Below are 7,009 nucleotides of genomic sequence, written 5' to 3'. Positions count from 1 at the left end.
CACGAGATCTACGAGGGCGAAGTCCGCTACGCCCGCGACGCCTTCGAAGGCCTGCGCCTCATGGACGCCCTCATGGGAGTCAAACGCGGAGTCCCCGGAGCGAGCCTGCCCCCGCTCAAACAGCGCCGGGTGAAGTCCGCGGCCACCACCGCGGTCCTGTCGCCCGAGCCCGAGGCACCCTCCCGCTCCGACGTGGCCACCGACCACCCCGTACCCGCTCCGCCGTTCTGGGGCAGCCGGGTGGTCAAGGGCATCGCGCTCAAGGAGTACGCGTCCTGGCTGGACGAGGACGCCCTGTTCAAGGGCCAGTGGGGGCTGAAGCAGGCCCGCGGCGGACCCTCGTACGAGGAACTCGTGGCATCCGAGGGCCGGCCCCGGCTGCGCGGGCTGCTCGACCGCCTCCAGACGGAGAACCTGCTGGAAGCCGCCGTGGTCCACGGCTACTACCCGTGCGTCTCCAAGGGCGACGACCTGATCATCCTGGACGACGTGGGCGCGGAACTGACCCGCTTCACCTTTCCCCGGCAGCCGCGTGGAAGGTTCCTGTGCCTCTCGGACTTCTTCAAGCCCGAGGAGTCCGGCGAGGTCGACGTGATCGGCCTCCAGGTGGTCACCGTCGGCTCGAAGATCGGCGAGGCCACGGCCAAGCTGTTCGAGTCCGACTCCTACCGGGACTACCTCGAACTGCACGGCCTGTCCGTGCAGCTGGCCGAGGCCCTCGCCGAGTACTGGCACGCCCGGGTACGCGCCGAGCTGGGCATCTCGGGGCAGGATCCGCACTCCCTCGACGGGATGCTCCGCACCGAGTACCAGGGCTGCCGCTACTCCTTCGGCTATCCGGCCTGCCCCGACCTGGAGGACCGCGCCAAGATCGCCGGCCTCCTCCAGCCCGAGCGGATCGGCGTCCACCTCTCCGAGGAGTTCCAGCTCCACCCGGAGCAGTCCACCGACGCCATCGTCGTCCACCACCCCGAAGCCAGCTACTTCAACGCCGGAGGCCGACGATGAGCGTGCTGCGCGACACCCTCCTGCGGGGCGACCGCTCGTTCTCCTTCGAGTTCTTCCCGCCCAAGACGGCCGCGGGGGAACGCACCCTGTGGAACGCCCTGCGCCGGGTGGAGTCCCTCACCCCGACCTTCGTCTCCGTCACGTACGGAGCCGGCGGGTCCTCGCGCGACCGTACGGTCGAGATCACCAAGCGGATCGCCGCCGAGACCACGCTGCGCCCGGTCGCCCACCTGACCGCCGTCGGGCACTCCGTCGGCGAACTGCGCCGGATCATCGGCCAGTACGCCGACGCCGGCGTCCGCGACGTCCTCGCGCTGCGCGGGGACCCGCCGGGCGATCCGCGCGGCCCGTGGGAACCGCACCCGCAGGGGCTGCGGTACGCCCACGAGCTGGTCTCCCTCATCCGTGAGCTGGGTGACTTCAGCGTGGGCGTGGCGGCCTTCCCCGAACTCCACCCCCGGTCCGCGGGATGGGACGAGGAGGTCCGCCACTTCGTCGAGAAGTGCCGGGCCGGCGCCGACTACGCGGTCACGCAGATGTTCTTCGACGTCGAGGACTACCTGAGGTTCCGGGACCGGGTCGCGGCCGCCGGCTGCGACACCCCGATCATCCCGGAGATCATGCCCGCCACCGACGTCCGCCAGATCCGCCGGTTCGCGGAGCTCAGCAACGCGGCTTTTCCCGAGGAGCTCGCGCACCGGCTGGAGGCCGCCCGCGAGGATCCGGCCGCAGCACACCGCATCGGGGTCGAGTACGCCACGGCCATGGCCGACCGGCTGCTCGCCGAAGGTGCCCCGGGCTTGCACTACATCACGCTCAACCGCTCCACGGCGAGCCTTGACATCCACCGTCAGACACAGAGCAACAGGGGTTTGCATGTCCGCTGAGCCGTTCTCCGACTTCAAGGTCGCCGACCTCTCCCTCGCCGCCTTCGGGCGCAAGGAGATCACCCTGGCCGAGCACGAGATGCCCGGCCTGATGTCCATCCGCCGCGAGCACGCGGCGGCGCAGCCGCTGGCCGGGGCCCGGATCACCGGTTCGCTGCACATGACCGTGCAGACGGCGGTGCTGATCGAGACGCTCGTCGCCCTGGGCGCGGACGTCCGCTGGGTCTCCTGCAACATCTTCTCCACCCAGGACCACGCGGCCGCCGCTATCGCCGCCGCCGGCATCCCGGTCTTCGCCTGGAAGGGCGAGACGCTGGAGGAGTACTGGTGGTGCACCGAGCAGGCGCTGACCTGGCCGGACGCCGCCGGTCCCAACATGATCCTGGACGACGGCGGCGACGCCACCCTGCTGGTCCACAAGGGCGTCGAGTACGAGAAGGCCGGGAGCATCCCCGACCCCTCGACCGCCGAGAACGACGAGATGCGCGTCGTCCTGGAACTGCTGCACCGCACCTCCTTGAAGTGGACCGAGCTAGCCTCCGAGATCCGCGGCGTCACGGAGGAGACCACCACGGGCGTCCACCGCCTGTACGAGATGCAGCAGGCGGGCGCGCTGCTGTTCCCGGCGATCAATGTGAACGACGCCGTGACGAAGTCGAAGTTCGACAACAAGTACGGCTGCCGCCACTCGCTGATCGACGGCATCAACCGCGCCACGGACGTCCTGATCGGCGGCAAGGTCGCGGTCGTCTGCGGTTACGGCGACGTCGGCAAGGGCTCCGCGGAGTCGCTGCGCGGCCAGGGCGCGCGCGTGATCGTCACCGAGATCGACCCGATCTGCGCGCTGCAGGCCGCGATGGACGGCTACCAGGTCGCCACCCTCGACGACGTCGTGGAGATCGCGGACCTCTTCATCACGACGACCGGCAACAAGGACATCATCATGGCCTCGGACATGGCCAAGATGAAGCACCAGGCGATCGTGGGCAACATCGGCCACTTCGACAACGAGATCGACATGGCCGGCCTCGCGGGCATCGAGGGCATCGTCAAGGACGAGGTCAAGCCGCAGGTCCACACGTGGAAGTTCCCCGACGGCAAGGTCCTGATCGTGCTCTCCGAGGGCCGTCTGCTGAACCTGGGCAACGCCACGGGCCACCCGTCCTTCGTGATGTCGAACTCCTTCGCGGACCAGACCCTGGCCCAGATCGAGCTCTTCACCAAGCCGGCCGAGTACCCCACCGACGTCTACGTGCTCCCCAAGCACCTCGACGAGAAGGTCGCCCGCCTGCACCTCGACGCCCTCGGCGTGAAGCTCACGACCCTGCGCCCCGAGCAGGCCGCGTACATCGGCGTGGACCCGGCGGGCCCGTACAAGCCGGACCACTACCGCTACTGACGCACCCTTCGACGCGCCTTCCAGCCTCCCTCGATCGGGCTTCGACCTGCCGCCCGCACCCTGACCGCATGGTCCGAATCGTCCGCGAGTCCGTGCAGAGGGAGGTTTGGTGTGTCCGGTAAGCAACAGCACACGCCCGTACTGGTGGTAGGTGCCGGACTGGCCGGACTGTCCACCGCCCTGTTCCTGGCCTGGCACGAAGTGCCCTGCCTCGTGGTGGAACGCCACCGGGGCATGTCCCCGCACCCGCGCGCCCGGGGGATCAACCCCCGGGCCATGGAGCTGATGCGCTCGGTCGGCATCGAGGACCGGGTCCGCGCCACCGAGTCGGCGCGCGCCCTGGCCGGCAACAGCGGGGTGTACGCCGCGCAGTCCCTCGCCGGGCACCAGCTCGGCGCGCTCCACGAGCAGTACTTCATGGACGTCAGGACCGACCTGAGCCGCCTGACGCCGACCGGCTGGTGCCTGTGCCACCAGGACGAGTTCGAGCCGGTGATCCGCGAGCGCGCCGAAGAGCTCGGTTCCCGGTTCCGCTACGGCACCGAGCTGGTCTCCTTCCGCCACGAGGACGGCGAGCACGGCATCACCGCCGAGCTGCGCGACCGGGACACCGGCGAGACCAGCACCGTCACCGCCGACTACCTGGTCGCGGCCGACGGTCCGGCCAGCCCGGTCCGCGCGCAGCTGGGCATCGGTGTGGAAGGGCCCGGCACGACCGGGCACTTCCTCAACATCCACTTCGAGGCCGACCTCGCCGAACAGCTCGGTGAGCGCCGGTTCATCATGTGCTACACGTTCAACGACGCCGTCCGCGGTGCGCTGATGCCCCTGGACAACGCCCGGCGATGGCTGCTCCACGTGACCTTCGATCCGGAGGCCGAGGCCCCCGAGACCTTCACCGAGGAGCGCTGCCGGGACCTGGTCCGGGCGGCCGCCGGCGTGCCCGACCTGGACGTCAAGGTGGTCGGGGCCATGCCGTGGGAGGCCGCGGGCCGCTGGGCCGAATCGTTCGGCTCGGGCCGGGTGTTCGTCGTCGGCGACGCGGCCCACGTCATGCCGCCCAGCGGGGCCTTCGGCTCCAACACGGGCGTGCAGGACGCGCACAACCTGGCGTGGAAGCTGGCCGCGGTCCACTCCGGCCAGGCCGGACCGGGCCTGCTGGACAGTTACGACGCCGAGCGCCGGCCGGTCGGCGCGGCCACCGTCGAACAGGCCGTGCTGCGCTCCAAGGACCGGCCGAGGCTCGCCGACAAGGAGCCCGCGCCGAGCAACCCGGCGATCCACGCCGACACCGAGATCTGGTTCGGCGGGCAGTACCGCTCCGCCGCCGTGGTCGCGTCGGACGAGGACGGCGGCCCGGACGGGGTGTGGAACCCGCACCCGGACGGCCGGCCCGGCACGCGCGCCCCGCACGTCGTCCTGGAGCAGGCCGGGCGTCCCGTATCGGCCATCGACCTGTTCACCAAGGACCTCGTACTGGTCGCGGGCACCGGCGCGCGGGCGTGGGCGCAGGCCGGCCGCGAGGCGGCCCGTCGGCTGGGCGTCACCCTCGACGTGCGCAGGTTCGGCGAGGACGGCCTCGCCGACCCGGGCGAGTCCTGGAACACGGCCTACGGGGTCGGCCGGGAGGGCGCCGTCCTGGTGCGCCCCGACGGAGTGGTGGCCTGGCGCTCGCCGGGTCCGCACGCCGAAGCGGCCACGGTGCTGGCCGGCGTACTGGCCCAGGTGCTCGCCCGCTAGTGCTGTTCCGCCTGTCGGACCCAACAGCCTGACCGAAGCGATGGAGTGATCATGTCTGGAATTACCGGCTGGGTGGACTTCGCCCGGGATCTCACCCGGGAGCGCAGCACCATCCTGGCCATGACCTCGACGATGGCTCTGCGCGGGCCGGACGGCGAGGGCGTCTGGGTGGGGCCGCGGGCCGCGCTGGGGCACCGCCGCCTCGCGGTCTTCGACCTCGAGGACGGGCGGCAGCCGGTCGCCCTGGAGCACGACGGCAGGACGATCGCGGTGGCCGCTCACAGCGGCTCGATCCTCAACCACGAGGAGCTGCGGGCGGAACTGACCTCGCGCGGCCACCGCTTCCGTGCGGGCGGCGACACCGAGACGCTGCTGCACGCCTTCCTGGAGTGGGGTCCGGCGGCCGCGCAGCACTTGGAGGGCACCTTCGCGGGCGTGGTGTGGGACGCCAGGTCGGAGGAGCTGTTCCTGGTCCGCGACCGTCTCGGCGTGGAGCCGCTCTTCTACTTCCCGACCCCCACGGGCATCGTGTTCGGCTCCGAGGCGAAGGCGATCCTCGCCCACCCGCTGGTGCAGCCGGAGGTCGACGCGGAGGGCCTGCGGGAGATCTTCACGTACTCGGGCACCCCGCACGTCGCCCCGTTCCGCGGCATGCACCGGCTTCGGGCCGGCCACCACCTGGTGGTCCGGGCCGGCGGCATCACGAAGACCCAGTGGTGGGAGATCGAGGCGGCGGAGCACACCGACAACCTCGACACCACGGTCGACACCATCCGCGGGCTCCTCGAGGAGAGCATCACCCGCAACCTGCGCACCGAGGCGCCGGTCGGCTCCCTGCTCTCGGGCGGTCTGGACTCCAGCGGGGTCGTCGGGCTCGCCGACGCCGAGCTGCGCAAGTCCGGCAAGCGCATCCGTACCTTCACCGTGGACTTCGCGCAGCACGCGCAGAACTTCCAGGCGACCGACACCCGCCAGTCGCCCGACGCCCCGTACGCGGCCGACGTGGTGCGCCACCTCGGGACGGACCACACCGACGTGGTCCTGGACCCCGCGGAGCTGAGCGACGCGGTGGCGCGCTGGTCGGTGCTGCGGGCCAAGGACTACCCGACGCCGCTCGGCGACATGAACACCTCGCTGTACCTGCTGGCGCAGGCGGTGGCACAGCGCGAGACGAAGGTGGTCCTGACGGGCGAGGCCGCCGACTCGCTCTTCCACGGGGTCGCCTGGAACCGCGATCCGGTCGAGAGCACGATGGACACCTTCCCCTGGGTCGCCCGCGGAGTGGTCCGCGACGACGCCGCCGGCCTCGGCTGCGGACTCTTCGGGGACTCGCTGCTCAAGGAGCTGGCGCCGCTGGAGTACGCGGCCCAGCGCTACCGGGAGTCGGTCTCCGAGGCCCCGCACCTGCCGGGGATGTCGGACCACGAGAAGCACATGCGCGAGCTGTGCTGGGTGCACCTGACCAACTTCATGGAGAACCAGAACGGCCACACCGAGCGGCTGTTCAAGGCCGTGGGCCTCGAAGTGCGGATGCCGTACTGCGACCACCGGCTGGTGCAGTACGCGTACAACCTGCCCTGGGAGATGCAGAACTTCGACGGCCGCGAGAAGAGCCTGCTGCGGGCCGCCGTGCGGCACGTCCTGCCGCAGAGCGTCATCGACCGGCGCAAGACCCCGTACCCGGTGACCCTGGATCCGGGCTACGAGCAGGCGCTGCGCACGGAGATGCGCGCGCTGCTCGCCGACTCCGACGCCCCGGTGCAGCCGCTGCTCGACCGGGCCGCGGTGCAGGCCACCCTGGACGACCCGGACGGGCTGAGCCGCTGGGCGAAGCGCGCCAACGTCGAGCTGCCCATCCAGCTGAACACCTGGCTGCGCCGCTACGGCATCCGCCTGGTGCTCTGACCCGGGGAACGCGGGAAGGGCCGGACCCCGTCGGGTCCGGCCCTTTCGTTTCGCGCGAACCGTCAGCCGA

General features: G+C 71.1%; 5 protein-coding genes. All 5 read left to right on the top strand.

Annotated elements, in window-relative coordinates:
• On the top strand, window positions 1–1,008 hold a 1,008-nt coding region (locus ACFWBY_RS33080), incomplete at its 5' end, for a vitamin B12 dependent-methionine synthase activation domain-containing protein (protein WP_385345229.1).
• Window positions 1,005–1,895 (top strand): methylenetetrahydrofolate reductase [NAD(P)H], encoded by an 891-nt coding sequence (gene metF, locus ACFWBY_RS33075; RefSeq protein ID WP_385345226.1) that lies wholly within the window; start codon window positions 1,005–1,007, stop codon window positions 1,893–1,895. The genes ACFWBY_RS33080 and metF, both read left to right, overlap by 4 nt.
• Window positions 1,885–3,294 (top strand): adenosylhomocysteinase, encoded by a 1,410-nt coding sequence (gene ahcY, locus ACFWBY_RS33070; RefSeq protein ID WP_385409740.1) that lies wholly within the window; start codon window positions 1,885–1,887, stop codon window positions 3,292–3,294. The genes metF and ahcY overlap by 11 nt, the downstream gene beginning before the upstream one ends.
• A gap of 111 nt (window positions 3,295–3,405) precedes the next feature.
• The gene (locus tag ACFWBY_RS33065; protein ID WP_385341753.1) at window positions 3,406–5,034 is read left to right on the top strand and encodes an FAD-dependent monooxygenase; all 1,629 of its coding nucleotides are present in this window, start codon (window positions 3,406–3,408) and stop codon (window positions 5,032–5,034) included.
• A gap of 51 nt (window positions 5,035–5,085) precedes the next feature.
• Window positions 5,086–6,939, top strand: coding sequence for an asparagine synthase (glutamine-hydrolyzing) (asnB, locus tag ACFWBY_RS33060; RefSeq protein ID WP_385341756.1), 1,854 nt, complete (start codon window positions 5,086–5,088; stop codon window positions 6,937–6,939).
• Window positions 6,940–7,009 lie beyond the last annotated feature (70 nt).

The organism is Streptomyces sp. NPDC060049 (assembly GCF_042736715.1).
In the GTDB taxonomy this organism is placed as follows: Bacteria; Actinomycetota; Actinomycetes; order Streptomycetales; family Streptomycetaceae; genus Streptomyces.
Note: the sequence above shows the minus strand (reverse complement) of the source record. Positions and strands in the feature narration are given on the sequence as shown.

Excerpts from the sequence above, each read along its gene's own strand:
- ahcY (WP_385409740.1), top strand. The coding sequence starts at position 1,885 with ATGTCCGCTGAGCCGTTCTCCGACTTCAAGGTCGCCGACCTCTCCCTC.
- asnB (WP_385341756.1), top strand. The coding sequence starts at position 5,086 with ATGTCTGGAATTACCGGCTGGGTGGACTTCGCCCGGGATCTCACCCGG.
- metF (WP_385345226.1), top strand. The coding sequence starts at position 1,005 with ATGAGCGTGCTGCGCGACACCCTCCTGCGGGGCGACCGCTCGTTCTCC.